The organism is Tardiphaga sp. GW821-FHT12E02, from assembly GCF_058807155.1.
Genome location: NZ_JBXAQK010000002.1, coordinates 19288 through 42566 on the forward strand (window position 1 = coordinate 19288; position 23279 = coordinate 42566).

Here is a 23279-nt window from a genome sequence, read left to right on the forward strand (position 1 = left end):
CGGAACAAGTGATTTGAGCCGTTGTTCACTTTCGCCAGCCAAAAGGGCTGAGCTTTAAGGAGACAAGAGACGTGGCATTGCCTGGCAAAACCGAGATGGCGCGGGATCGTGCGCCGCTGGAAGAAGTCCTTGTTGCGCTCGAACGCGCTCGATTAGCCCTCAAGTCTTTTCGACAAACCGGTCAGGTGCGGGACACTCAGCGCCTTAAGCGCTCGGCCAAAGCTTTCCGCGATGTGCTGCGGATGACGCGATCCGAAGCTGAAGCGCTTAAAAGTACGTGGGACAGGACAGTTGAGGGTCCCCCTTCGTCTAAAATGAAATGAACGATCACCTCATTTTCTGGCTGGGGATACTTGCCGCCGGCCTCACGTCCCTCTCGTATTGGCCGCAGGTGCAAAAAGCACTGCCGCCAGGTGCGACGAAGGATTTGTCGGTTAAAACACTGATTGCACTCACTGCCGGACTTTCCTGCTGGGTCGCTTACGGCGCCTTCAGGCAGGACATCATCATCGTCATTGCGAACAGTATCGGTGCCGCATTGGCTGCGACGACGCTTGCCTGCAAAATCCGTGACTCGAGACACTAAAGTTCGTTGGCCAAGAGGCGCGGCGGATCTTCCAGAAACGTCGTTGGATCGCCCGCGGCGCGCGCCTCATCAATGCAGGCGATGAGGAGCCGTTTCAGACCGAGCTGATCAAACGGTTTAAATGTCCGCGGATCAAGCCAGCCTTCGAAATACCGATCAAGATATCCAATTCCAGCGCCGTTATCTTCCACCCACGCCGGTCCTGCGAGACGGGACGGTCGTTCGGCCAATGACCGATAATCGTCCCGCGATCTTGCGCGAATGCCAGAATGCTGGTGCCGTCCCTCGGCGCGCTGCGCATGGGCTGCACGGCCTGGCCATATTCGAAGAGCACCTGCTCGATGCGCATCTAACTGACCTTGCGGGAAGGGGAGGGGTTGCCGTTGCGGCAACCCCCGTTCCTTAGGCGAGCTCCTTCTCGGCATCGAGATTGATGGCCGAGATCGCCAGTTTGGAAAGCGCCTTGTCGGTCGCCTTTTCCTCTTCCAGCGTCTGGTCAAGAAGCTTGACCGCTTTGTCGAAGCCGAGCTCGGAAGCCCAGGTGCGGATGGTACCGTAGCGGGCGATCTCGTAATGTTCGACCGCCTGTGCCGCAGCGACCAAGCCTGCGTCGAGCGCCGGCATGTCCTTGAACTCTTCCATGATCTCGGCGCCTTCATCGGTGATGCCGTTGATGGCTTCACAGGTTTTGCCGCGGGCCGGCTTGCCGATAATCTCGAACACTTCTTCGAGCCGCTCGATCTGCACCATGGTCTCGTCGAGGTGCTTTTCGAAGGCCGCCTTGAGATCAGGCGACTGTGCCGCCTTTGCCATCTTTGGCAGGGTCTTCGAGATCTTCTTCTCGGCGAAGTAGATGTCTTTGAGCGTGTCGTAGAACAGATCTGCCAGCAGTTTTGCTTTTTTCGCCATAACTGAGCCCCTTCAAGCTGAGTGAAACGCTTTGCATAAGCTTGAGAGTGGAAGATTGTTCCGGGGTCGTTGCAGCTACGCAGAAAGGAGTGCCAGACGCAGTATAGCAGCCGCTGATGAATTGCTTCTCGGCTTGCAACCCTACTACGTGCCGGCCGCGGCATAACAGTGTCGCGCCCGCCTGCTGTTCAACGTATTGGTGTTCGTTCGCTCGAGGCGAATTGCTGATGATGGGGGAACCCGCGTTCGTTCAAATGCGTTTGCGCGCGCTTTCACAGCAATAGGAGGACACCGACGATGCCGAGTGCAGCGCTGCAAGCACAGGACTTCAAAAACCCGGCCATTCTTCTTTCCGGGACGGTCGATAATGACATGTACAAGCAATTCAGATCGCAGCTTGAAGCAGCAAGCGGCCGAGATCTGGTCGTGGCAGAACTTTCGACTCTTGGCGGAGATCCTGAGGTCGCCCGGATGATGGGTGAGGGCATCCGCTTTCACAGCGATCTGTCTCCTGAACGCCGGTTTGTGTTCCTCGGCAAGGCGCCATCTATTCGGCCGGAGTGACATTCATGAGCTTCTTCGCCCGCGAGAACCGCTATGTGCGGCGCGGCAGCCGGCTGATGGTCCATGAGCGCAAGCTGTCGAAGACGCTGACGATCGACGGGCCGCTCACGGCATGTCTGGCCAACATACAGGGGACCTTGAATGAGATCGAATGCTCCATTGCAATTCAGAACGAGGGTTTTGCGAACCTCGTGCACGGCTCGCAGGTTTCCCTTGAAGAAGTCGTCAAGCGCGCGCCGAGCAACTGGTACCTCGAAGCAGAGGAGGCAAAGCGGCTTGGCATCATCGAAGCTGTCATCTGAGATATTCGGCGGAGCCGCCCTTTCGATGCAGTCGAGTATTGCAGGTATCTTGCATGCCGATGACTCGAAGCTTTCAGCATGCGTCCGGTTAGAAGCGCCACGTCATGAAGTATACTTTAAAAGTAGGTCGGCGACGGTCTACCAGAATTGCGATCGATGAAGCCTTTCTCAATGCTCTGGATGAAATTGCCACTACGGAGGGCACGTCCAGGGCGGCCGTAGTCAGGAGGATTGCGGCCAGCCATACGGGACCAAACCTGTCTTCAGCCGTCCGCGTGTATGTGGTAGAGCATTACATGCGGGAAAGCCGTTGCACCGCTGGTCAGGCCCGAGGAAGGACTGATTGACCTGGAGGTGCGCACGGCTGGCGGCCCCTGCGTCTAAAGCCAACGCGGCAGCCGCTTTCGAGCGGTTGCCGTGTCCGTTTAAATGTGGATGTCGGCAAGTCGGCGGCGCTGCTCCCACGCCGTCTGCCCGACCGCGCGGGTCTTTCGGAGAGGCCTGGGGAGGGCCGATTGCGACGGACAGGGCGGCGTGCCGTCGCCATCATCCAACATCTTCAAAGCGTTTATGATGTCGCCGATCCTGACCTGCGTGGCTGATCCGGGAATTTGGCGAAGCCATGGCTTGCCCTCGACGGCAAAGGCGTCGGATGCCCAGGTCGCTAAGATGCACCGCTTCTGCAAGGTGTCGAGGAAGAAATTTGCCAGGACTTCGCGGGGATGCGTAAACGTACTGGCAAGAAGAGAGTTTGCATGGATCTCATTCATTGAGCTGACAGGTGCTGTCATGCTGGCCTCCTAACTCCTTTCGATAAGGCTCGATGCGCTGCTGCGGCGTAGGTACGCCACAGCAGCAGTGACGATTGATCAAGCAGCCTTAGACGTCAGCTGCTCAACGTTGGACCGTGCCGATGTCGCGATTTCGATCTTGCGCGGCTTCTTGGCTTCCGGCACCTCGCGCAGCAGGCCGATCCGCAGTAACCCGTTCTCGAAATGGGCGCCGGTCACCTGCACGTGGTCGGCCAGATTGAATTGTCGCTTAAAGGCGCGGCCGGAGATGCCCTGGTAAAGGAAGTCGCGTTTCTGCTCCTCCCGGCGTCCTTCCACCGTCAGCACGTTCTGCTCGGCGGTCACCGACACGTTGTCTGGCGTGTAACCGGCGAGAGCGAGCGTGATCTGGTAACGATCGTCACCGACGCGCTCGATATTATACATCGGGAAGGCATCCTCGTTGCCGCGCTGGGCGGAGTTTAAGGAGTCGAAGAGGCGATCAAAGCCGATGCTCGAACGCCAAAGCGGGGCGAAGTCATGATTGGTCATAGCCAAATCCTCCAATGAGCAAAATGGGTATGAACGGACGTCGGACGCTGCCGGCGCCCGCCTCGCGCCAGGCCCTGGTGGCGCCTGGCGATTCCGAAAATAGCTAAGCCCCCCGGCAAGTTTCAAGAGGAGGCGAGAAATTTTTTTTAAGCGCCGTTCGGTAGCTTTAAGCGCAATGCCGCCCTTCCTAATCGGCACGACCAGGTGCCGAGGCAAAGCGCGACGATCTTCGTGTCGTTGGGTTACCTATTGAAGGAACGGATCACCAGACTTCGGATTGGATCGATCAGGCAACTCAGAAAGAGATCGAACATGATGAAGTTTGTGACATGCGCGACCGCAGCAATTCTATTGGCCGGCACGTTGTCGGGCGCTACTGCAGGGACATCCCACAAGCGGAACGTCAACCGAGGGATGACTTCGCAAGACGGAATGACAACCGGGCAAGCGCGGTCGGGTACCTACACGGGTGGCAATGCCGCGCTACAAGGTAACAACGGCAATTCGGGCCAGGGCAGCAATTCGCTCGGCCACATAAAGGGCGGCAACATCGGCGCTGGCAAATAATAGCGTTGTCACACTGTGTAGAGGAACGACCGCTGGGGCGAGCTGCCCTGGCGGTCTTTTCTTTGATTAGCCTCGGGTCTGTAAAAATGAAAAGACGCCAAGCACAGCGAGCGCTCCAACAAGCACCCAGACGATCAGGCCAATCGAAAGTGCTTTTGCAGCTGTCGGTGTGCGGTCGTTGGCCGGCGTCTCATGCTCCGAAACAGCTGTCTCTTTCTGATCTACCATTACGATAACCCCTTACGTGGGTTGTTTATGCCCATAAGCAAAAAGCCCCGGTTTCCCGGGGCCCGTGCTTAGTTTCCGCCGCCTGCGCCGCCACCAGCGCCGCCGCCGGCACCGCCACCGCCAGATGTCCGGCCGGCGTCGGTGTTGCTCGGCGCGTTGGCGCCGCTGTAGGTACCGGACGCTGCGTTCGATCCGTTCAACGAGCTTGCGTTGTTACCGCGTTCCGATCCAGTCGCGACCGGAGCTGCGCCCGTCGTCCCCGTAGGACGATCGATGGCGGTTCCGCGCGCATCGACGTCGGGCTGAGTGACACCAGTACCGGTCGAGTTCATTTGAGGCGCGCTGGGATTGGCTCCGCTTTGAGCCAGGGCTGGAGCCGCGCTGAGCATGGCGACGGCTGCAATTGCAAACATCTTTCTCATCAGGTTTTTTCCTCTCCAGTTTGTAACTCTGGTGAGAATTCAGCATACGGCGCTACGTTCCATAGGAGCTCCTGGAACGTCGCCGCAAACCGCAGGTTGCTCGGAAGCCTCGTCTGAGGCGTTCCTCTGTCCCTCCGGGCCTGATGCGTTTCGGCGCATCAGGTTCTGGGAGATCCACATGCACCGGCCACGGCTTCCCATCATAGCACTCGCATCTGCGGCAGCATTCGTCATGCTACTGCTGTATGCTACGAACTATATGAGGCTGGACGGCGTCCGATCACCGCCCGATTCCGCATTCAGGCCGGACAAGTCGAACTAGGATGACGATCGGCCCTTGCGATCCGGTCCTGGCTCAAGGGCCCCTGTCGATCGAAGACCCGCACGTACCAGACGAACGCCCGCAAAACTTTTGCCGAGCTCCCGCGCATTTTTGAACGGAGGACGTGCCGCGGTTCAAGGCGCTGGCGGCGCGTAGAAGTGTTGCCCCTTCCTCAAGTAAGACGCTCAAGCGAACGACATCTTCTTCAGTCCATTTCTTTGTAATAGGACGCATGGGTTCTATTTGGTGGGGGGTCAATTCGCTTCGAAGCCAACCTTCGGCTTGCTTAATAGGAACAGGTTCGACGACCGTGTTGATGAAATTACATTTCGGACATTCATAACAATGCGTGACAAACCCCTTATTGGGCGGCATCGAACGGACCCAGGCCGTCACAGCCTCGCACTTAGGGCAGATTGGCGTCTTCGTCTTCGGCATAACAGGCTGAAAATATCGGCCGTTTGCATGGCCGCAATAGAAAAAGTGGAAACGGGCAGAGCCGCCGAACGGTGAACGAAGCCATCAATCGCTTGATCGTTCACTCACAGGCCAAACAGGGCTTTAGCCGGAAATCGGTATACAGCTATGACAAGCTGCCCGCTGGCGGACCGGACCGGATCAAGAACGCGAAGCGCCCGCAGGGCCTGGCCTAGAGGCGGGCGGGACCGCATGCCAACCCGCCTGCGCCATCGCTTGCCTGCGATCACTCACGGCATAGTGGAATTGCTCGAGTACTAGACCAAACGCTAACAAAGACGCATTGCCTATCGCGCCATCCTGAAAGTACTCGAGCGTCCGTTCAAGAATGTCATCCGCCTGTCGCTGCAGAGCAGCAAGGCTCTCGTCGTCGGCTGCGGTGCGCGCCGAAGTTATCAGTTCCAGCACGCGATCCCGGGCTTTGAGATATTGGTCCCGCTCCTCCCGCTTAAGGTAGCTGCGCAGCCATGCCCCTGAAGATCCGAGGCCGGAAAGCAGAAGAACGGCCGCCCAGATCAGGTCACTGTAGCGCTCCAGAAAGGTGCGGTCTGATCCCTCGATATATGCGGCCGCGCCGGGATGTGGGGGAATAGGCGCATCCTTGTCGGTGTCGGGTTTCGCAAGGGAAGCCAGAGATGGTGCCTCCCGAAGCAGTTCAGGCCGGTTTTCGAAAAGCTGCCTACTGAGTGCTACGATTGACGGCCCGTCAAGCCGCTTGGGCGCGACGATCAACTTGTCGACGCTCAACGTTTCGACAGCGTCACTCGGCCGGGGAGGGGCCGAACGTATTGGGCGGGATTTCTGCAGAGGCAAGTCCTTGAAATTTTTTGCTGATGGCCTCCGATCCCTCGATCGCTAGGATGTGCGGCTCACCCCGAAGCCGGGCCGTCAAGGCGATGGCGTCGGTGAGTGCTTTGCTGGTCAACCCTCCGACAGCCGCGAATGCGTCGTTGCGCGCGTCGCGGATCGCGCGCTCTGTCGCTTCTAAGGGCGTGTCGGCAATCTCGACCCTGTCAGCGGCAACACCGGCTTCGCGGAGCACCAGCTTGAAAAGTGCGACATCGGTACTGCCGCCCAGTACAGCCACCTGCCTACCTGAAAGCTGCTTGATATCTTCGATCTTTTTGTTCGAAGACTTTCCCGTAGGGGCGGGATGAGGCGCCGACCAGATGACCAGAAACTCTTTGCGCAGGATGGCCACAGCCGTGAGATCTGCGGGAAGCGTCGCATCGGAGCGTGCGACGGCGAGCTCAGCCTTTTTGCTCATAACGGATTCGATTGCTGTCGGCTCGTCTGCGGTCTCGGCAATGGAAAGACGGACAGGGTCCCGATTGCGCGCAAACGTCCCGGCGATAACTCTAAGAGACCGAACTTCCTCCACCGGCACGGCAATGCGCAACTTGGTCGGACGCATCACGTAATAGGCAGCTGCGGCAAGAAAGGTCGCGCACAGTAAGCTGGCGACTGCGAGAAACCAGGCGAACGCTCGCGCGCTGCGGCGCCGCTTGCGGGTTTTCTGGGAAGCACTTTGCATCGCTTGCGCTTGGGACGCGCCCCATGTCTGCGGTGATCGTTGCCGCTCCAATCATCGCTCGGAGCCTTGGTTCCCGAGATCACAAATCGTCGAGCAGTGTGCGCGCACCTTTTCAGCCAGATCATTGATCGTATAGGTCTTCGGTAGGAGATGCGGAGCACGCCGTTGTGTACGATCGCGTTGCGCGTATAGCCGGTCGTAAACAGAATCTTCGCGTCAGGCAGCAGCTTGCGAACAACCTTAGCAAGCTCGGCGCCCGTCATTTCGGGCATGACGACGTCCGTAAATACCAAATCCGGCCGCGTACCGCTCTCGATAGGCCGGATGGCGGCGCAGCCTCGCGCTAATCGAAGAGCGCGGTTAGCTTTTTCGGCATCGTCGGATCCGTGCACTTGTTTAACGAGTGCGGATCGGGTGTCCGCCTCAAATGAGACGAGCGACGGTTTTCGCAGGTTTATAAGCGAGGTAACTTAAAGGGTCGCTAATGGGAAAACCGATCGTTAAGAGTTGGCGTCCAGAGGACGTTACTCTGCTTCTTAAACTTGCGGCCAGCGGAGCCACCTTACTGCGGGCATCGGCGGCGCTGGGTCGCCCAATAACTTCCGTGAGGAAGAAAGCCCATCAACTGGGAACGACATTTCCCGGCGTCCGACAAGTCCGCGCCGCGCTTCGCGAGACAGGTGCCATCGAGCGACCTCGAACTCGGTAGAATTGTTGAGCGAAGCCTCCATCAGAGGCTGAGCGGCTTCCGCAGATGCAGATAGGTCGGCTGAAACTGTCCGATATCCGATAGCATCTCCCACTCGCGGATTATGATGCGTCCATTCCGGAGATCGGCGGTGCCATTCGCTCGTAGTTCCGCCAGGGACCTGTTGACGGTTGCCAACGACAGCCCCAGCGTTTCACCCAATTGCCTCAGGCTGATCGGGGCATGGCATTCGTTGCTCGTCGTAAGTTTGGCGGCCTTCGACCGATAAACCAACTCGGAGAAAAGATGGGCCATGCGCGCGGTGGGACTGCGAGAGCTGTTGTTTGTAATCGCTTCGCGGAAGATCGCGGCGTCGATCAAGGTTTCGCGCCAAACGGCTCCTGCGAGAGACGGTCGTCGTTCGAAAGCCGCAAAAAGGTTGGTGTGAGGAACTAGGCCAACTACGGCAGATCCGATTGCGCATACCGCGTGGTCCATCTGATCTACGAAGAGCGCCTGGGTATCAGGAAGATCGCCGGATAGATGATAGGATAGATATTGGCGCCTCCCATCTGGCAGTAGGTGATAACGCGCGACCAGACCTTCGATCACAAGCGCGGAGGACGTCGGTCTGTCGCCCTGCCGTACGATATCGTCGTCCGGACGCAGCACTCGCGTTATCACAGGTAGCCTGCGAATTTCTGCGACATCGCGGGTCGTCAGTTGTGAATGCTCTGAAAGCTTACGGATCATCAGTTCAGCGGGTCGAATGAATGCCTCCCGTAGTGCCTCACGCGCCTCATCTCACGTTGGCACGGTGTTCTGTAGCGCTTCCACGATCCAAATATAAGTCGCCGAGCAGGAACAGACCACTCGAGCGCCGGTTCAGAGAGCACCACAACCGAGGAGGTAGCACGATGTTCCTTCGTGTCGATAAACTGCAGGCTGAGCTTCCGATCCCCAAGGCTCCTAACCCGAACGCGGGAGCTGCACTCCAGGAACTTCTCGGCGGCAAATACGGCGAGATGTCCACTCTCAATAACTACATGTTCCAGAGCTTCAATTTCCGTAGCAAGTCGAAGCTCCGGCCTTTTTACAGCCTCGTCGCCGCCATTACGGCAGAAGAACTGGGGCATGTCGAGCTTGTCAGCAACGGCATCGCAATGCTCAACAACGGTCCGGGGGATCCGACTGAAGGCGTCGATCTCAGCGGTGCGCCGTTTGAGGACATGCAGGATATCCGTCTTGCGGCATCATTCCTGTCCGGTGCGGGTGGAGCGATGCCGATGAACAGCAACGGCGTCTCATGGAACATGGACTTCGTGACCTCGAGCGGCAACGTGATCATGGACCTGCTGCATAACTTCCACCTTGAGTGTGGCGCACGCCTCCATAAGCTTCGAGTGTATGAGACAATGACGGAGCCCACCGGACGTGAAGTCTGCGGTTATCTGCTCGTGCGCGGCAGTGTTCATGCTCACGCCTACGCGCTGGCCATCAAGAAGCTGACCGGCGTCGAGATCGAGAAGATGCTGCCAGCACCGAACATCAACCTCGATAAGATTCCGGAATGCCAGAAGTACCTTGCCGAGGGATCCCACCGTCGTCTCTACACGTTCAGCCCGAAAGACTATGTCGAAATGGCTGGCATTTGGGGCAACGGCGAGATGGCTTTGCCGGGCGATCCTGTTGGCGATCTGGAGGTCGTAGAAGGTATGCCGGACGGTGCAAAGATTGCTGACCTTGAGGGGACGCCATCTGCCTTCGCACCGGACTACGCTCCGGAAGAATTCTACGAGATCGCATCGAAACTGTACAAAAAATCACGTTGACCGCACAGGCGGGGACTTTGTCCCCGCCTTCGTCGCGACTGGAGACTGATGTGGCAAAAACGACAAGTTTGGTCGGCAAGGCGTTAGCGGGCTTAAAGGCTGCGGCTGCGGGAGGCCGAGGATCCGCCGCGCCATCGGGATCTTCGGAGAAAATCGTCGCGGTACCGGAAATCTCGGTATTTTCCGAACTCCCGTTCGCGCCCGTTGGAAAGATTGGCGGCATTGGGGTGAACATTATCACCAATTCCACTGAAATCGTTCCGAGGACGCCTCCGAAGAAGGCGGCTTCGAAAAAACCTCCGGCGCCCAAGGCCAGCAAATCCCCGAAAAAGAAGTCGGCTGTCAAAAAGGCCGTGAAGCGTAAGAAGGCGAGGTAATCCGCATGCGCTTTGTCCCAACTGCAATTCATGGTGCCACCGATTATGTCGTCGGCTTCCTTTTGGCAATGTTGCCGCTGTACCTTGGATGGTCAGGAACAGGCCGTTTTGCATTCATCGCATTGGGCGTGTTCGTGATCCTTTACAGCACCTGCACGGATTATGAGCTTGGTCTTTATCGCTTTCTCCGTATCCGCTTTCATCTGATGCTCGACCGCATCCTCGGCGCGGCATTGCTCTTGGCGCCGACAGTGTTTCGAATCCCCGAAAATCACCGCCCGCTGATTTATGCGATCGGCGTGCTTGCATTGCTTCTGGCCGTAACGACCCGTATTCGAGCCCAGGGCACCCAATCAAACGTAGCTATTTGAGGAGCGGATCATGAAGGCATTGTGTTGGCACGGCAAAGGCGACATTCGATGCGATAGCGTTCCCGACCCGAGAATCGAACATGGCCGGGATGCCATCATCAAAATGACGGCGTGCGCCATTTGCGGCTCGGATCTCCATTTGATGGACGGGTACATCCCGTTCATGGAGAAGGGAGATATTCTCGGCCATGAATTCATGGGCGAAGTCGTAGAAGTCGGTCCCGAGAACAAGAAGTTGAAGGTTGGTGACCGCGTCGTAGTGCCATTCACGATCTGCTGCGGTGACTGCGAACAATGCCGAAAGGGTAATTGGTCGGTTTGCCAGCGCAGCAATCGCACGCCTGAAAACGCGGAAAAAGCATTCGGGTATGCGACTGCCGGATTGTTCGGATACTCGCACTTGACGGGCGCTTATGCAGGCGGTCAGGCCGAATATGTCCGCGTCCCTTATGCGGATGTGTCCCCGATCATTATTCCCAACGGCATGACGGACGAGCAGGCCTTGTTTCTGGGCGATATCTTCCCGACTGGATGGATGGCGGCCGACAATTGTGAAATCGAACCTGCTGACGTTGTCGCGATCTGGGGATGCGGGCCCGTCGGTCAGTTCTGCATCAAGAGCGCATTGATGCTCGGCGCCGCGCGAGTCATCGCCATCGACAACGTTCCGGAACGCCTCGCGCTGGCGAAACTGGCTGGCGCCGAGATTATCAACTTCGATGAAGAGGATGCCACGATCCTCGAGAAGCTGAAGTACATGACCGGCGGCAACGGCCCGGACAAATGCATCGACGCCGTCGGCGCCGAGTCACACGCGACCGCTTCGTTCGATGCTGTTATCGACAAGGCCAAGGCTGCCGTTTTACTCGGAACGGATCGGCCGCATGCGCTGCGCGCGGCGATCATGGCTTGTCGTCCGGGTGGTATCGTTTCGGTGCCCGGCGTGTATGGCGGGTTCCTGGATAAGATCCCCTTCGGCGCCGCCATGAACAAGGGCCTGACGATCCGTACCGGGCAGACCCACGTGAACCGCTACTCGCTTGACCTTCTTCGTCGCATTGAGGAAGGCGAGATTGATCCCAGCTTCATCATCACTCATCGTGCGAAGCTCGAAGACGGCCCAGCCCTCTATGAGACCTTCCGCGATAAGAAGGATGGATGCATTAAGGTCGTTCTTACGGCGTAGGAAAAAAAATGGCGATAGAACTGCGGCTGAAGAGCCGGCCTGTGAGATGAGTGGCATGCATTCCAAACCGCCGAAGTCGTCTACAGCAAAAACACGACGTCGTTCATCCAGCGCGTCGCCTCCGCCGATATCGTCCGATGCTCCGTTAGGTCAGTCAGCGCTCTATCTGCTTGAGGTCTGGCGCTCCGCAGGCCGCGCCGGATTGATCTTTATTTGCAATGACGAGCGCCGCGCGGAACAATTGGGCGCTGCCGTTCACGCATTCGAGCCCAGTTCCGGGGTTGTGGTGCTGCCAAGCCTCGGACCGCCGGCAATGGATGGTATCGAACCGTCGCCGGAGATCGCAGGGCGGCGCAGTTCGGTGCTGCGCCGTCTTGCTGAGGCGGAAGGCGCACTTGTAATCACCACGGTCGATGCTCTCGTAAGACGGGTGCCGGCGACGGAAACTATGTCGACATCGGCGTTGCACCTGTCGAATGGTGGGCCGTTCGCCGAAGACAAGGTGCGTGAGTTTCTGACTGGCAGCGGATATCTGGTCGATGAGCGGATCGAAGCGCCTGGCACCGCGATCTTTCTCGGCAATGCGCTTGAAATCTTCCCAGCGGGCGCGCTCGGTCCGGTGCGTATCGGATACGAGGCAGACCGGGTCACGGATATGCACCTCTACGATTTGACGGATCAGAGAGATCTCGATGCAATCGACGCGGTCGTGATCGATGTGGTTGATGAAACCAGTCCATGTGGGGCTGAAAAATCCGGAGGCTTGGAGAAATCTCGGATCGCGACGACGGTTTTCGACTATTGCCCGTCTTCAATAGTTGTCGTTGATCATGACGTGGAATCGCGCGCGAAACGGTGGCTGAGCCGTGTCGACGACGAGGAGGCGTCGACCGTCATGTCCCTCGACGAATGGAAGAAACATCTTTCGCGTCGCAACGCCGTTGTCCTGCCCGTGACATCTTCTGGGTCAGAGTCGCGAACGTTCTTTAAAGAAGCCGCACCCACGAGAGCCTTCCGGCTGTTTCTTAAGCGGCAACAGGATGGTGGTCGTCTGGTGATCTTTACGGCTGCGTCGAAGCGGGATCTGCGGGCAATGGACCGACGGGCGGGATTGGCCAGCACCCTATGCTCGGACTGGAAACAAGCCACCGCGCAAGCGAAGCCCGAACGTCCTGCAGCGATGTTTGCCGATCTCGATTGTGGTTTCGTCTGGGCCGACAGCGTGGTGGTTGTGGCTGCGGCCGATCTCCTTGGTAGCCGGGCGACGCATCAGGACATCATGAGGGTTGGTCGGCGACGAAGTTTCGGTGATCGATCTCTGTCGCCGGGCGATGTCATCATCCACATGGACCGCGGCATGGCCATTCTGCGGGATCTGGTCCCTTTGTCGGCGGCCGGTGTTCCGGACGCGGAAATGATCCGGCTGCAATTCGCAGACGATGACCACGTTTTGCTGCCATTATCGGATCTCCGATCGATCTGGCGCTATTCGTCGGATTCCGATGGCGTTTCCCTCGACAAAGCCGACGGCTCGTCATGGCTCGAACGTCGTTCGCGAGCCGAAGAGGACATTGCGGCGACAGCGGAGCACATCGCCGATCGCGTGAGCGAACGTCAGCAACGCCGGGTCGATCCCATCGTGCCAGACGTCGCGGATTATGAGACGTTTGCCGCGGCCTTCGATTACATCCCCACAGCCGATCAGGCTGTGGCCATCACCGACGTCCTGACCGACCTTTCGTCCGATAGTCCGATGGACAGGCTGGTGTGCGGCGACGTTGGATATGGCAAGACAGAAGTCGCGCTGCGTGCGACCGCAGCAGCCGTGTTCGCGGGAAAGCAGGTTGCTGTGGCCGTGCCGACGACGGTGCTGGCCCGACAGCATTTTGAGACCTTCCGTCATCGCTTCGCGCCGTTCGGCATTGAGGTGGGGTTGCTGTCACGCTTCACGACGGCCGCCGAGGCCCGCGCCATCAAGGCGACGTTAGCGGAAGGCTCGCTATCCGTCGTGATCGGAACCTATGCATTGGCCGCCAAGGGCGTCAAATTCAAGGACCTCGGCCTGTTAGTGATCGACGAGGAGCAGCATTTCGGAAAGGCGCAAAAGTCCAAACTCGAGGCGCTGGCTGAAGGTCTGAATGTGCTGACCATGACGGCCACTCCGATCCCCAGAACCTTGAATGAAGTGCGCGCAGGATTGCGCGCGCTTAGCATGATTGCAACGCCGCCGGTCAGACGTCTCCCGGTCATGACCATCGTCGAGCCATTTCACGAAACGACTGTCGCGGCCGCACTACGCCGCGAACATCGGCGCCGTGGACAATCCTTTGTCGTATGCCCACGGATCGAGGATATTGCGCCGATGGCACAGCGTCTTAAGGACGTGGTGCCGGAACTTAAAACCATCGCGCTGCACGGCAAAATGCCGGCCGCCGATATTGACGCTGCGATGATGAGTTTTGCTGCGGGTGAAGCCGACATTCTGCTCGCAACCAATATCATCGAAAGCGGCTTGGATCTTCCGCGAGCCAACACGATCATCGTGTGGCGTTCGGACAGGTTCGGCCTGGCGCAGTTGCATCAGTTGCGAGGCCGGGTGGGGCGCCGAAGCACAAGATCGTTCGCCCTGTTTTTGACTGACCCCGAAAATACCGTCTCGGGTGCAGCGGCTAAACGGTTGGACATGCTGAAGAAGCTGCGTGACCAGGGCGCTGGCTTCTTGGTCAGTGAAGGTGACATGGATATGCGCGGAGGCGGAGACCTGCTGTCGGACAAGCAGAGCGGACACATTCAGCTTCTCGGGACCGAATTGTCTGGTCATTTGCTCGATCGGGCGGTGAGCCGAGCTGATTTGCCGCCGGAGCTCGAGCAGCGTCCGGAGATCAATCTCGACATTCCGACCTTGTTGTCGGCCTCTTACGTCAAGGATGCAGGCATTCGTTTGGAGCTTTACGGCCGCATCTTCCGCGCAGGTAATGACAGTCAGTTGGAAGAATTGGAAGACGAGATTGACGAGCGTTTCGGAGATCTGCCAACCGAAGCTCAGAACCTTTTTGGCTTAGCGCGCTTCGGACTTGCCTGCATTCGGCAGGTATTTTGAGCGTGGATGCCGGACCAAAATCCTTGGCGGCTACATTTGACGAGGAACGTAGTGACCAGCTGCCTGAGATTTTCCCGGCCGAAGATATGCTCGAGTGGACTAATGACCGTTTGATCTATCGCCGATCGGCGCCACCGTCGGAGCGGGTGTCGGTTCTCGAAGCGTTTGTTGCTACGGTCGGACGCGTGATTGCTACGGATGTCGGCAGGAAGCGCCCCTCGCCATCGCGCAGAGCACGCAGCGAACAGCAGGGAGTATGATCCCTGACTTTATGCCATGGATTGGCGGTCTGGTAGCCGCTATGACGTCACTTCTATCTTCCGCAGGTCCCAAAGACATAGCTACGCGGCTCAACCGAATACTCGTCTATTAGGCTGCTTAACTCGCGAACTAGGGGACTTTGAGTTGGGTCGCGTTGTGTCGTTCTTAAAGGGAGCCAGATGTTGGTTTTGTCCAACGGCGTGCGTGCTGCGCTGGCCGCGGTGGTTCTGTGCAGTAACGTGAGAGACGCTGGCGCAGCGGAATACGGCCGCCCGCAGCCTTGATCTCCGCCTTACATCTGTAGCTGGAACGGTGATCGTAATCCGTCATTAGCGTCAGGTAAGACGTCGTGCGTGTCGCACGAGGGATGTTCGGAGATATATGATGGATATGGAAATCAAGGCTGTTTTCAAAGATCGCCGCGCTGCTGATCTCGCGCTTGAGCATCTCGTTCAGGAGGTCGGGCTGGAAAGAACAGACATCTTCATCGTGGCCCGCGGCGGTCGCAATACATCGGGAACGGAGCCAGCCGGTGCCGATGCTCAAGGTAGCCTCGCTGAATCCAGGACTGCGGCTCCTGCGTTGGAAGGGCAGATCGAGATGTCAGTTGGCTGTGATCAGGACAAGGTAGAGCGTGTTTCCAAGGCGTTGCAAGAGAACGGTGGATCAATAATCTAGCGCGCTTAGTTCTTGACCGGTCGGTTTCAACAACGGTTCCCGCATCATTGCCTATGGTAAGGTTTCAAGGCCTGCAATTGGGTTCGGTATTTCGCCCGTCTATTCGCTCCGATGAAGTTAGAAGCGCCGACGAAATTCGATAAGCCACTGGAATAATCTGGATCAAAAACGCTGTTCGCACGTCATCCAGCAGCGAAGGCGCCATACGGCCCCAACCGCTACTCTCGCCTTGCGGTCCGACCACGCCCCCAGCAGTCGGGCCGCTTGTCATTACTTAGTGGAAATCATGCCAAACAAAGAAGACGACCGGATAGTCGAGACTGCGACGGAAGCTCGCCAGGGCGAACGCGGACCTTCGGTTTTGACTCTGCTGGTGGTCAGTGTAGCTCTCGCGCTGGCAGCAATGGCTGTGGTGTGGTTCGTGTTCTTTCGAACGTAGTAATACAATCAAGCGCCGATGAGCTCTAAGGGGTCTCAATCAGGACTTCTAAAAATAGCGAATAATCCATGGATATCGGAGGGGGAGTCTTATGCTTACAGAAGAACAACTTGGAGTCTTGCGAGACATCGATAATTCGGTCGCGTTTGACGACGCGATCAGGGCTAAACAATTAGTTTTGGATGGTTACGCTGAAAAGGACGGCGATTTGTATCGGCTCACATCTAAAGGCGAAAAGAGCTTGCTGGATAACGGCGCGCTCGATCCGGGAGTTTGATCGGCGAGACGAAGAAGACTTTCCTGAAGCTTCAGATACAGCCTTGCTTGACTGCGCCCTAGAGTATTGTGGCCGTCTCCAGCCGGTGTCGTCGACCAGAAGGCACCGCGCGCCTGCACGGTGCATGTATCGTGCAGATTGGCGCGGTCAACCAGGCTGCTCATGGCATGCGGTACTTGCTGCAAAAAGGCATGCTTCGTAAACTGTGAATCGTTTTCGGTCAGTATGACGACATTATATGACACGACGACTCAAGGTGCACAAACATGATCGACCGACTGTCTTTTTCGCTGTCCAAGTTGCGCACAGTTTGACATTGCTCATTGCGTTCGGCGCACTTGTTCTTCTGACGGCATGGCTTCCCATGGTGCTGAAGGAAGCACCTTTGTCGCTTCCAATCGTCTGTGTTTTGATCGGCGCCGTCGCAGCTTGGATGCTTCCCGAGCTTCACGTACCGCACCCTTCGGCCAATTTGCCTTCCGTCGAGAAAGTCACGGAACTGGTGGTGATCATCTCCTTGATGGGGGCGGCTCTGAAGATCGACAGGCGCCTCGGGTGGACGTCTTGGATTACGACTTGGCGCCTTTTGGCGTTTGCTATGCCGTTGACGATCGGTGCACTGGCAGTCGCGGGGTATGGGATGCTTGGACTTTCCGCTGCATCTGCGCTGCTCCTTGCCGCGGCGCTTGCACCGACCGATCCGGTCCTCGCAAGCGATGTCCAGGTTGGGCCGCCAAAGTCAGGCGCAGAGGACGATACCCGCTTTGCGCTGACATCCGAGGCTGGCCTGAATGATGGGCTCGCCTTTCCCTTCGTCATGTGCGCGATCGCCATGGCGCAGGGGAACGGCACCGGCGATTGGTTGATACATTGGGTTGCCGTAGATGTCGCCTGGCGTCTGGGTGTTGGTGTCGCCGTAGGCGCCGCGCTAGGATACGGCTTGGGATGGATCGTCTTCCGCATCCCCAACCGTGCGGAGCTGTCCCGCACGGGAGACGGCTTCGTGGCATTGGGCATCACCGTCATTGTCTTCGGAATTTCCGAGACGCTGCATGGCTACGGATTTGTGTCCGTGTTCGTGTCCGGACTCGCGCTACGGGCGGCCGAGCGCGACCACGAATATCATCAGACACTGCATGATTTCTCCGAACAGCTTGAGCGGCTCATGATGATGGTCCTTTTGGTTCTGTTCGGAGCTGCGGCGGCCTCCGGAGAACTGCTTCGGGCACTAAGCTGGAATTCCGTAGTCTATGCACTCCTCGCGATATTCGTCGTTCGGCCAATACTCGCCTGGGTTTCGTTGTCCGGGACGACATGTCCGCCATTTGAACGCGCGACGATCAGCTTCTTCGGCATCCGCGGGATCGGGTCGATTTATTACCTAGCCTTTGCTCTCCAGAAGCACGACTTTGACGGAGCGGACACGATGTGGAGCACCGCCTCGCTGATCGTGCTCATTTCTATCATCCTGCATGGCGTGACCGTTACTCCGATGATGCGTCTGATCGATCGGCGTCAGGAGAAGGGCGTAACGGATCGCGAATCGAAAGCAATTGCAGAAACGAGATAGGTCACAAACCTCCGGAACGATGCAGTACTCGATCAGTCCGATCAAAGACTCCGCTCCAGATAGAGGCATCTAATCTCATGTTTGTATCCACCCTCGTTATGATGACCGAATCTACCCTTTTGACCATGGAGGCGAGTCGCGTCATCGCGCTACGAATGCAGGTTTTCATGCTCGGCGGCGCCGGTGCCCTGCAGGAAGCGGATCTGATGGTCAAGGAGAAGACGACGGCGTTTAATAAGGCGATGGTCGATCTATCCAATGGCGTTCCACAGTCGAGCGTACGGTCGGATATAAGAACGGTCGTGCAAGCCAACATCCGACGCCTGGCCGCTGCGTCAGCGTGAAGAAAGCCGGTTCGCTGTCGCAGCTAAAGTTCCGAAGCACGCTGGCGCTACGGGCCGAGGCTGGCTGCCGGAAAGCCTCGGTGGCAAGCATCGGCGCGCTCCATGATGCCTCTGAAGGTTGTTGGACAATCGAAGGCATCGTGCCTGGCGAGGCAAGGCAACTGGATATCGACCAGGCGAGAGGGGCGGTCCTTGCAAGGCTCAGGTCTGAGTATCGTTTGTTGTCCGACCAAAGACCTTTTAAGGAGCGCAATGATGATCAAGGGCGTCCTGTCTGATGTTGACGGCAGACTGCTCAATTCCAACTTGGCGCGAAGATCTCTCACACCAGCATTTTGTGCTGTATGACTAATAGCAATAACCCCTCGGAACTTCGGGAGAAAGCCAAGCTCGCACGTCGGCTGGCCAGCGGTGCTAGTCAAGACCACACCCGTGAGTATCTCCTCGCCTCGGCCTACGGATTAGAGAAACTAGCAGACGCGGCGCAGAAAGTTTTGCCCTCTGATCCGAATGACCTCGTAAACAAGTAACGACGCGCACAGCCTAGGTCTACGGCTCGCTCTCTCGCATGGAGAAGTGTGAGCCATATCCCCTGTTACCGCAACGCCGACCTGTTGGTCATCGAACGCCGGATCCAAAACGTGATGGCCTGCTTGTCCAGCCGGCACGGAGGCGAAGTCTGGACCGAACAAGTGTAGCCTTCTGTCGCCGGTTGCGAGATTTGTCCGGCCGTGCACGAGGTCGCAGATCAAGCAGCACCGGCTTGTCTTTTTATCCTCACCTGACGGAGGAATAATGATCAGAACTGCGCCGTCGTAGGCGTTTCAGCTAACGGCATCCGACGCAGCCAAACTCGCTAAGGAGGCGACGAATAAAGCAGCGCACCGTCTCTTGGAGATGGTTCACGGTTAGACTGTACGATCAGAGACAACAGCACGCTGTACGCAATTTCATTCATTGTGAGCCAAGAACTTGGCTAAGCAGGAACGATGGTTCAAAGCGAGCTTTATCCTCGTACGCATACACACAGACACGCATGATTGAGCCTACATGTTCATCCAAGCAGCCGACTGCGCATTGAACATCTATGGCGCATTGTCAGGCCACTCCGAGTTTCCGGGCGTCCGCGACAAATTGACGGTTCACCTGAGCCAGCTTCGCCGGGATGGAGAGACTGAATATCATAAGCTAACTGTGCACGGACTTGAGTTTCTCCGCCAGGAAGATCTTCGGCGCGACAGTTAATTAGAAGAAGCGCCGTATGAACTAGCTAAGAGCGATGAAGCGTCGCCTTCGATTAGCTCCTAGGGCGCGGATAGACGTAAACTGCGCGGCCGCTGCTTTCATGTGGATGCGCCAATGCAGTCAACAACAAAGCCGTTGAAATAGGCGTCCTGTGCTGGGGCGCTGAAGTTCCTTCGGGACGCGAACAATTCCTGCTCTTGATGCGGGAACCACCGGAGTACCATTTGCGTTATCAGATGTTACCAGGGCGGATGTACCTGTGATTACGCATGGCCTCGGTCCGATACCGGGGCCTTTTCTCATGGGGGGAGGGGTCGAATGGAAGACGTCACAGAATTGAGGAAGCTTGCGCAGATCGCGCGTGAGTTGGCTACCACAGCCTTCGATTTCGGTGCCCGCGAAAGGTTCACCGCAGCAGCGGCAGAATATGAGGAGCGAGCGAGGCTCAGCCTCGACATCCATGATGCCCCGGACCTAGTGCCCGCTACGTCTTGAAGAAGACGAACCAAACTAGGGCCATTGCTGCCGACGCGAGAGCTACGCTAACGACCAAAAGCGTTAAGACCGAAGGTCCTCGCTCGCCTTGGCGGGCTTCAGTCGCGGTCTCGACGATCCGTCCGTCTTCTTTTTGCGGCATGGGTTTCCGATCTGATTGAACCATGCTTGGCATGGCGCCAGGTTCAGGCCCCGCCCCTAAGCTGGGGGCTGGAAAGAGCGGGACCGTCCCCGCGCCAACGGTCTCGCCGGATCGCCGGCGCGCAGACTAAACTGCTGTTGCCTACCTAGTTCCCTCAAGCCAATGATCTCGTCTTGGAACGACGGAAGTGGTTGCCCATTGGGCTCTAAACGGAGACTTCCATGGCGAACGACATGCACACCGACGGCCGCGACACCGGAAGCGGCGCGTACGACGCGGTAACTCCCCTTAAAAAGCAGCCGACCGACCATGCCGCGCATCCTAACGCTGAAGGACACGTGGATACTCCTGAGGGCCTGCTGCGCGACCGCCAGGGACCGCTGAACGCCCGCACCGGACGCAAAGCCACTGATTAGCGGAGAGCGCGATGCTTGAAGAGCAGATCGTCGAGGCCATCAAGGTTGAGCTGTAACGGCAAGCGGCCGACAAGGCGACGGATTTGTCGATAGACACGACCAAGGGTTTCCGCGTGGACGGCGTTATCGACCTCGACTCCCTCGCTATGGCGATTGCTGGGAGTGTCGCTGGTGGCCCATGACGTCGAAACCAATCCCGTCAAGCTTCGCCTATTGTCCGAACGAGCAAAGCGACTTGCTGGTGGCGTCCATGATCCGGAGACAAAGTCTCGTTTGACCGAACCGGCCGCAGAATATGAGCAGCGGGCCAAAGATCGAGATGGACGAAGGCACTGGCCAATAGGGTAATTAGCCCGCCCCGAAATCAATTGAGCTGACCGTTTCCATGACCGCTTCTGGCGCAAAGCTGACTTCGCGGATCAATGTCGGCAAAGGTGTTCGATGGCGGCCAGCACGATCCAAACGCTGAAGGGATGCCGTCAGGCGCAGTATCCCTCCCGAAGCCTTACCTTTCGGCCATATGATCAGCGGGATGGTCTCTAGAATGAAGAACACCGTTTTGAACGGCGTCTAGGACGTATTTCCAGGCGACCGCCGTCCGCGGGCATCTTCCGGCTTTCGGAGCATGCGCATTCTCTATGACATCGGCATAGACATCGTTAAAAGGTATGCAAACGCAAGCGTTCGCTCCTTTTGTCGAGAGATCAATGAGCCTGGTGAAGACCTCCAAGATTTCCAAAGCCGCGGCCAAATCTCAGGCTTCGTCTCGCAAAGCTCCGTCAGCTCCTAAGTTGGGGTCACGTGCGCAGGCTTCTGCAGCCGAGCCCAATGCGGATCGGGTTGCGGAGCGGATTGCGGCCGCTACGGAAGAGCTTGCCAGCGGCCTGACCCAGGCGTCGGCGGCAGCAGAAGAGCTGCAAGGGGCCATGCAACAGATTGCCGTCGGTGCGGACGAAGCGGCGGGCGCCTCCCAGGAACAGCTCTCGGCCATCCGGAATATATCTGGCAACCTGGCCGTGGCGCGGAGCGAAGCGGACAATTCGCGACGGAAGACCGAAGCGACCCAACTCCTGCTGGCCGATGTGGCCGCTCAGATCTCCGTCTCCGTTCGCGCCATCGAGAAGAATGCAGAGCGGCAGATGGCTTCGGGAAAGGTCATCTCCGAACTCGAACGTCGTGCCCAGGACGTGGGGGCCATCACCGGCACGGTGAGCAGGATCTCGGACCAGACCAATCTCCTGGCATTGAATGCCGCCATCGAGGCTGCGCGCGCCGGCGATCAGGGCCGTGGTTTCGCAGTCGTGGCGGACGAAGTTCGGGCGCTTGCGGAGCAAAGCGACAAAAGCGCCCAGGAAGTTCAGGGTCTGGCCGAAGAGATCGCGGCCAATGTCCGAACTGCCGTGGATATCGTTGGGACTGTCGTGAACGCGGCGACCATCCAGGCCAAGGCGGGGGCCAGTGTTGTGGATACCCTGGCGACGATCCGGGAAGATATGGCCCAGCTGTCCGACGGAAGCCAGCAGACGGTCACCGCGTCGATAGGAGCCGAGCGCGCCGTTCTGGAAGCCCAGAAAGGCGCGGAATTGGTCGCCGGCGCGGCCGAAGAACAGGCGTCAGCCGCCAACGAGGCGCAATCCGCCATCCGTGAGCAGGCCAAAGCCCTGAGCCAGGGCCAGAGCGCAGCCGAGTCACTCGCAGCCCTTACGGAGGATCTCCACACCGGCAAGGCTGCGACGTCCGCGCATGAGCAGATCGCGAACATGGCGGAAGAGCTGTCAGCCACGATTCAGGAGCTGTCTGGCGCAGCGAGCGAGATCTCTACGGCGGTCGAGCAAATCAACCGCGGCGCTCAACAGCAATCAGCGGCGGCCCAGCAGACGTCGGTCGCGCTGGCGCAAATCGAGGACAGTGCGCAGCTCGCAGAAAAAAAAGGGCTTTCGGCGAGTGCACGAGTCACGGACGTCCAAAAAAAGTTGACCACTGCCACGTCAACCGTTGAACAACTGATCGACGGCGTTGAGCAGTCACTGAGCGAGACCCGCAAGAGCCTGACCACGATCGTCCAGCTCGAAGCAGTCGGCCGCAAGATCGGTAAGATTGTCGATTCCATCGGTCTGGTCACCGTTCAGACCAGCATGCTTGCCGTCAGTGGTTCAGTCGAGGCAGCGCGGGCCGGCGATGCCGGCCGCGGCTTTGCGCTGGTTTCCAACGACATCCGGGGGCTGGCGCGTGAGGCGTCCGACAGTATCGAGCGCATCAAGGACTCGGTGGAAAGCATTCTCGATCAGATATCGCTGCTTCGTCGCGATCTCGAGCAGATCATCGCCGCCGCTGAGATCGAGGTCCAGAACAACCGCTCAGTTGCGAAGGCGCTCGCGAATGTGACCGAGGATCTGGCTGCGTTGAGCGTCGCCAACCATGCCATCGTCGAGGGTGCCAAGAAGATTTTGGAAGCGGCCACCGGGTCCGCGCTGGCAGCAAAGCAAGTCGCGGCCGCGGCCGAGGAAGCGGGGGCGGCCGTGCGGCAGGCGGCGACGGCGTCGGCCGAACAGGCGCAGGGCGCGGACGACCTCGCGGCCGCGATCGAGGAAATCGCATCGCTCTCCAGTGAGCTCATGCAGTAGC

Annotated in this window: 27 protein-coding genes and 1 pseudogene; 18 read left to right on the forward strand and 10 right to left on the reverse strand. The window is 58.1% G+C overall.

Going from position 1 to position 23279, the window contains the following annotated elements; all coding sequences use genetic code 11:
* Positions 1 to 71: 71 nt before the first annotated feature.
* Both AC1RQ5_RS27515 and AC1RQ5_RS27520 read left to right on the forward strand, forming a co-directional pair.
* A complete protein-coding gene (locus tag AC1RQ5_RS27515; RefSeq protein ID WP_493203705.1) occupies positions 72 to 323 on the forward strand; it encodes a hypothetical protein in 252 nt (83 codons plus the stop codon).
* The gene (locus tag AC1RQ5_RS27520; RefSeq protein WP_493203706.1) at positions 320 to 586 is read left to right on the forward strand and encodes a SemiSWEET family sugar transporter; all 267 of its coding nucleotides are present in this window, start codon (positions 320 to 322) and stop codon (positions 584 to 586) included. Before AC1RQ5_RS27515 ends, AC1RQ5_RS27520 begins: the two co-directional genes overlap by 4 nt.
* 94 nt (positions 587 to 680) lie before the next feature.
* On the opposite strand, the gene AC1RQ5_RS27525 is transcribed toward AC1RQ5_RS27520, so the two are convergent.
* Entirely contained in the window at positions 681 to 935 is a 255-nt protein-coding gene (locus AC1RQ5_RS27525) for a hypothetical protein (RefSeq protein ID WP_493203708.1), read from the reverse strand.
* Positions 936 to 988: 53 nt separating this feature from the next.
* Positions 989 to 1495 (reverse strand): YciE/YciF ferroxidase family protein, encoded by a 507-nt coding sequence (locus tag AC1RQ5_RS27530; protein ID WP_493203710.1) that lies wholly within the window; start codon positions 1493 to 1495, stop codon positions 989 to 991.
* Between the two features lie 297 nt (positions 1496 to 1792).
* Between AC1RQ5_RS27530 and AC1RQ5_RS27535 the strand changes: the two genes are divergently transcribed.
* The 3 genes from AC1RQ5_RS27535 to AC1RQ5_RS27545 all read left to right on the forward strand — a co-directional run bounded on the left by AC1RQ5_RS27535 (position 1793) and on the right by AC1RQ5_RS27545 (position 2708).
* Positions 1793 to 2059, forward strand: coding sequence for a hypothetical protein (locus AC1RQ5_RS27535; RefSeq protein ID WP_493203712.1), 267 nt, complete (start codon positions 1793 to 1795; stop codon positions 2057 to 2059).
* Between the two features lie 5 nt (positions 2060 to 2064).
* Positions 2065 to 2361 (forward strand): hypothetical protein, encoded by a 297-nt coding sequence (locus AC1RQ5_RS27540; RefSeq protein WP_493203713.1) that lies wholly within the window; start codon positions 2065 to 2067, stop codon positions 2359 to 2361.
* A 104-nt stretch (positions 2362 to 2465) separates the two neighbouring features.
* Positions 2466 to 2708, forward strand: coding sequence for a ribbon-helix-helix domain-containing protein (locus tag AC1RQ5_RS27545; protein ID WP_493203715.1), 243 nt, complete (start codon positions 2466 to 2468; stop codon positions 2706 to 2708).
* A 78-nt stretch (positions 2709 to 2786) separates the two neighbouring features.
* On the opposite strand, the gene AC1RQ5_RS27550 is transcribed toward AC1RQ5_RS27545, so the two are convergent.
* Positions 2787 to 3152, reverse strand: a complete 366-nt coding sequence (locus tag AC1RQ5_RS27550) for a hypothetical protein (protein WP_493203717.1) — start codon at positions 3150 to 3152, stop codon at positions 2787 to 2789.
* A 78-nt stretch (positions 3153 to 3230) separates the two neighbouring features.
* Positions 3231 to 3683, reverse strand: coding sequence for an Hsp20 family protein (locus tag AC1RQ5_RS27555; RefSeq protein WP_493203719.1), 453 nt, complete (start codon positions 3681 to 3683; stop codon positions 3231 to 3233).
* 312 nt (positions 3684 to 3995) lie between these two features.
* Here AC1RQ5_RS27555 and AC1RQ5_RS27560 point away from each other — a divergent pair, with 312 nt between their 5' ends.
* Entirely contained in the window at positions 3996 to 4250 is a 255-nt protein-coding gene (locus AC1RQ5_RS27560; protein WP_493203721.1) for a hypothetical protein, read from the forward strand.
* A gap of 66 nt (positions 4251 to 4316) precedes the next feature.
* Here the strand turns inward: AC1RQ5_RS27560 and AC1RQ5_RS27565 are convergent, their stop codons facing one another.
* The 6 genes and pseudogenes from AC1RQ5_RS27565 to AC1RQ5_RS27590 all read right to left on the reverse strand — a co-directional run bounded on the left by AC1RQ5_RS27565 (position 4317) and on the right by AC1RQ5_RS27590 (position 8674).
* Positions 4317 to 4478, reverse strand: coding sequence for a hypothetical protein (locus AC1RQ5_RS27565; RefSeq protein WP_493203722.1), 162 nt, complete (start codon positions 4476 to 4478; stop codon positions 4317 to 4319).
* Between the two features lie 68 nt (positions 4479 to 4546).
* Positions 4547 to 4900, reverse strand: a complete 354-nt coding sequence (locus AC1RQ5_RS27570; protein WP_493203724.1) for a hypothetical protein — start codon at positions 4898 to 4900, stop codon at positions 4547 to 4549.
* A 940-nt stretch (positions 4901 to 5840) separates the two neighbouring features.
* Positions 5841 to 6446 carry a hypothetical protein gene (locus tag AC1RQ5_RS27575; protein ID WP_493203726.1) on the reverse strand — a complete coding sequence of 202 codons (606 nt, stop codon included), beginning with the start codon at positions 6444 to 6446 and terminating at the stop codon, positions 5841 to 5843.
* A gap of 13 nt (positions 6447 to 6459) precedes the next feature.
* Positions 6460 to 7233: an ABC transporter substrate-binding protein gene (locus tag AC1RQ5_RS27580; RefSeq protein ID WP_493203728.1), complete on the reverse strand. Its 774-nt coding sequence runs from the start codon at positions 7231 to 7233 to the stop codon at positions 6460 to 6462.
* A 230-nt stretch (positions 7234 to 7463) separates the two neighbouring features.
* Positions 7464 to 7625 (reverse strand): annotated as a pseudogene (locus tag AC1RQ5_RS27585) (hypothetical protein); the annotation flags it as partial.
* Between the two features lie 338 nt (positions 7626 to 7963).
* On the reverse strand, positions 7964 to 8674 hold the full coding sequence (locus AC1RQ5_RS27590; protein WP_493203730.1) for a Crp/Fnr family transcriptional regulator: 711 nt from the start codon (positions 8672 to 8674) through the stop codon (positions 7964 to 7966).
* 164 nt (positions 8675 to 8838) lie between these two features.
* Between AC1RQ5_RS27590 and AC1RQ5_RS27595 the strand changes: the two genes are divergently transcribed.
* The 12 genes from AC1RQ5_RS27595 (at position 8839) to AC1RQ5_RS27650 (ending at position 23278) form a co-directional block, all read left to right on the forward strand.
* Positions 8839 to 9753, forward strand: a complete 915-nt coding sequence (locus AC1RQ5_RS27595; RefSeq protein WP_493203732.1) for a manganese catalase family protein — start codon at positions 8839 to 8841, stop codon at positions 9751 to 9753.
* 50 nt (positions 9754 to 9803) lie between these two features.
* On the forward strand, positions 9804 to 10130 hold the full coding sequence (locus AC1RQ5_RS27600; RefSeq protein WP_493203734.1) for a hypothetical protein: 327 nt from the start codon (positions 9804 to 9806) through the stop codon (positions 10128 to 10130).
* Positions 10131 to 10135: 5 nt separating this feature from the next.
* Positions 10136 to 10501 (forward strand): SPW repeat domain-containing protein, encoded by a 366-nt coding sequence (locus AC1RQ5_RS27605; protein WP_493203736.1) that lies wholly within the window; start codon positions 10136 to 10138, stop codon positions 10499 to 10501.
* Positions 10502 to 10511: 10 nt separating this feature from the next.
* Positions 10512 to 11687: a zinc-dependent alcohol dehydrogenase gene (locus tag AC1RQ5_RS27610; RefSeq protein WP_493203738.1), complete on the forward strand. Its 1176-nt coding sequence runs from the start codon at positions 10512 to 10514 to the stop codon at positions 11685 to 11687.
* Positions 11688 to 11742: 55 nt separating this feature from the next.
* Positions 11743 to 14787, forward strand: coding sequence for a DEAD/DEAH box helicase (locus AC1RQ5_RS27615; RefSeq protein ID WP_493203740.1), 3045 nt, complete (start codon positions 11743 to 11745; stop codon positions 14785 to 14787).
* Positions 14788 to 15432: 645 nt separating this feature from the next.
* On the forward strand, positions 15433 to 15726 hold the full coding sequence (locus AC1RQ5_RS27620; protein ID WP_493203742.1) for a hypothetical protein: 294 nt from the start codon (positions 15433 to 15435) through the stop codon (positions 15724 to 15726).
* A gap of 530 nt (positions 15727 to 16256) precedes the next feature.
* Positions 16257 to 16442 carry a hypothetical protein gene (locus AC1RQ5_RS27625; protein ID WP_493203744.1) on the forward strand — a complete coding sequence of 62 codons (186 nt, stop codon included), beginning with the start codon at positions 16257 to 16259 and terminating at the stop codon, positions 16440 to 16442.
* A gap of 238 nt (positions 16443 to 16680) precedes the next feature.
* The gene (locus AC1RQ5_RS27630; protein WP_493203745.1) at positions 16681 to 18012 is read left to right on the forward strand and encodes a cation:proton antiporter; all 1332 of its coding nucleotides are present in this window, start codon (positions 16681 to 16683) and stop codon (positions 18010 to 18012) included.
* Between the two features lie 77 nt (positions 18013 to 18089).
* Positions 18090 to 18356, forward strand: a complete 267-nt coding sequence (locus AC1RQ5_RS27635; protein ID WP_493203747.1) for a hypothetical protein — start codon at positions 18090 to 18092, stop codon at positions 18354 to 18356.
* 1563 nt (positions 18357 to 19919) lie between these two features.
* Entirely contained in the window at positions 19920 to 20096 is a 177-nt protein-coding gene (locus AC1RQ5_RS27640) for a hypothetical protein (RefSeq protein WP_493203748.1), read from the forward strand.
* Between the two features lie 363 nt (positions 20097 to 20459).
* On the forward strand, positions 20460 to 20654 hold the full coding sequence (locus AC1RQ5_RS27645) for a hypothetical protein (RefSeq protein WP_493203750.1): 195 nt from the start codon (positions 20460 to 20462) through the stop codon (positions 20652 to 20654).
* 707 nt (positions 20655 to 21361) lie between these two features.
* Complete coding sequence (locus tag AC1RQ5_RS27650) at positions 21362 to 23278, forward strand: methyl-accepting chemotaxis protein (RefSeq protein ID WP_493203752.1); 1917 nt, start codon at positions 21362 to 21364, stop codon at positions 23276 to 23278.
* Position 23279 lies beyond the last annotated feature (1 nt).

Excerpts from the sequence above, each read along its gene's own strand:
- AC1RQ5_RS27520 (WP_493203706.1), top strand. The coding sequence starts at position 320 with ATGAACGATCACCTCATTTTCTGGCTGGGGATACTTGCCGCCGGCCTC.
- AC1RQ5_RS27525 (WP_493203708.1), bottom strand. The coding sequence starts at position 935 with ATGCGCATCGAGCAGGTGCTCTTCGAATATGGCCAGGCCGTGCAGCCC.
- AC1RQ5_RS27530 (WP_493203710.1), bottom strand. The coding sequence starts at position 1,495 with ATGGCGAAAAAAGCAAAACTGCTGGCAGATCTGTTCTACGACACGCTC.
- AC1RQ5_RS27535 (WP_493203712.1), top strand. The coding sequence starts at position 1,793 with ATGCCGAGTGCAGCGCTGCAAGCACAGGACTTCAAAAACCCGGCCATT.
- AC1RQ5_RS27540 (WP_493203713.1), top strand. The coding sequence starts at position 2,065 with ATGAGCTTCTTCGCCCGCGAGAACCGCTATGTGCGGCGCGGCAGCCGG.
- AC1RQ5_RS27545 (WP_493203715.1), top strand. The coding sequence starts at position 2,466 with ATGAAGTATACTTTAAAAGTAGGTCGGCGACGGTCTACCAGAATTGCG.
- AC1RQ5_RS27550 (WP_493203717.1), bottom strand. The coding sequence starts at position 3,152 with ATGACAGCACCTGTCAGCTCAATGAATGAGATCCATGCAAACTCTCTT.
- AC1RQ5_RS27555 (WP_493203719.1), bottom strand. The coding sequence starts at position 3,683 with ATGACCAATCATGACTTCGCCCCGCTTTGGCGTTCGAGCATCGGCTTT.
- AC1RQ5_RS27560 (WP_493203721.1), top strand. The coding sequence starts at position 3,996 with ATGATGAAGTTTGTGACATGCGCGACCGCAGCAATTCTATTGGCCGGC.
- AC1RQ5_RS27565 (WP_493203722.1), bottom strand. The coding sequence starts at position 4,478 with ATGGTAGATCAGAAAGAGACAGCTGTTTCGGAGCATGAGACGCCGGCC.
- AC1RQ5_RS27570 (WP_493203724.1), bottom strand. The coding sequence starts at position 4,900 with ATGAGAAAGATGTTTGCAATTGCAGCCGTCGCCATGCTCAGCGCGGCT.
- AC1RQ5_RS27580 (WP_493203728.1), bottom strand. The coding sequence starts at position 7,233 with ATGCAAAGTGCTTCCCAGAAAACCCGCAAGCGGCGCCGCAGCGCGCGA.
- AC1RQ5_RS27590 (WP_493203730.1), bottom strand. The coding sequence starts at position 8,674 with ATGATCCGTAAGCTTTCAGAGCATTCACAACTGACGACCCGCGATGTC.
- AC1RQ5_RS27595 (WP_493203732.1), top strand. The coding sequence starts at position 8,839 with ATGTTCCTTCGTGTCGATAAACTGCAGGCTGAGCTTCCGATCCCCAAG.
- AC1RQ5_RS27605 (WP_493203736.1), top strand. The coding sequence starts at position 10,136 with ATGCGCTTTGTCCCAACTGCAATTCATGGTGCCACCGATTATGTCGTC.
- AC1RQ5_RS27610 (WP_493203738.1), top strand. The coding sequence starts at position 10,512 with ATGAAGGCATTGTGTTGGCACGGCAAAGGCGACATTCGATGCGATAGC.
- AC1RQ5_RS27615 (WP_493203740.1), top strand. The coding sequence starts at position 11,743 with ATGCATTCCAAACCGCCGAAGTCGTCTACAGCAAAAACACGACGTCGT.
- AC1RQ5_RS27620 (WP_493203742.1), top strand. The coding sequence starts at position 15,433 with ATGGATATGGAAATCAAGGCTGTTTTCAAAGATCGCCGCGCTGCTGAT.
- AC1RQ5_RS27625 (WP_493203744.1), top strand. The coding sequence starts at position 16,257 with ATGCTTACAGAAGAACAACTTGGAGTCTTGCGAGACATCGATAATTCG.
- AC1RQ5_RS27630 (WP_493203745.1), top strand. The coding sequence starts at position 16,681 with ATGACACGACGACTCAAGGTGCACAAACATGATCGACCGACTGTCTTT.
- AC1RQ5_RS27635 (WP_493203747.1), top strand. The coding sequence starts at position 18,090 with ATGTTTGTATCCACCCTCGTTATGATGACCGAATCTACCCTTTTGACC.
- AC1RQ5_RS27640 (WP_493203748.1), top strand. The coding sequence starts at position 19,920 with ATGGAAGACGTCACAGAATTGAGGAAGCTTGCGCAGATCGCGCGTGAG.
- AC1RQ5_RS27645 (WP_493203750.1), top strand. The coding sequence starts at position 20,460 with ATGGCGAACGACATGCACACCGACGGCCGCGACACCGGAAGCGGCGCG.
- AC1RQ5_RS27650 (WP_493203752.1), top strand. The coding sequence starts at position 21,362 with ATGAGCCTGGTGAAGACCTCCAAGATTTCCAAAGCCGCGGCCAAATCT.